Origin of the sequence: Streptomyces sp. cmx-18-6 (assembly GCF_046548915.1) — a bacterium.
Lineage (GTDB): Bacteria > Actinomycetota > Actinomycetes > Streptomycetales > Streptomycetaceae > Streptomyces.
In genome coordinates, this window is record NZ_JAEBEP010000042.1 from 1 (window position 1) to 731 (window position 731).

The 731-nt window shown below is 69.1% G+C and carries 1 protein-coding gene; it reads right to left on the reverse strand.

The window, feature by feature from the left end; translation table 11 throughout:
• On the reverse strand, positions 1–731 hold a 731-nt coding region (locus ACLJPL_RS34040; protein WP_411084813.1), incomplete at both ends, for a replication-relaxation family protein.

Here is a 731-nt window from a genome sequence, read left to right on the forward strand (position 1 = left end):
GTCGTACCGGCGTGGTGGCCAGTAGGGTCGGCCGGCCTCCTCCAGCACGGCGACGGTGTTGGCGATCTTCGTGTCCGTGGTGTCCGCGAACACGAACGCCACCGGCGCCAGGCCCTCCCGGCCGGTCGGCGGGTAGATGCGGCGCCACAGCCGCTTGTCGTGGTCGATGTGCTCGATCGCGTCCGGCCGGGAGCGGGCCAGGTCCGTGGTGTGCTTGTCCGCGTCCGGCGGCAGCAGTCGGCCCCACTGCCAGTACCGGCGCAGCTTGTGCACCAGGTCGTGGGCGTCCTCGGTACGGCGGTCGATCTCCAGCAGCATGACCGGCACGTTCGAGTCCGGCGCCCGCACCACCAGATCCGCCCGCTGCACGTACCCGTTGCCGAGCCGGTGGCCGATCTCGGTCTGGAAGCCGAGCCGGTGCCCGATCCCGGCGCGGTGCAGTTCGGCGGCCGTGGAGGTGACCGCCGCGGCATGGTCGTCGTAGCCGCTGCCGAGCAGCTCCCCCGTAACCGGGTCGTACGCCTCTTCGCGTAGCACCGAGATTCGTATGCCTTTCGGCTCCAGCAGCTTCTTCGCCTCGCGGTGTCCTCGCTTGGTGAGCACCCACACCTGTCGCTGGTCGTCCTGGACCGATTCGATCCTCACCAGGTGGTGTTCCTCCAGATCCAGGAGGTTGTCCCGCGTGAGCTTGTCGTGCTGGTTGTCCGGGCGGGTCAGCTTCCACAGCTGAT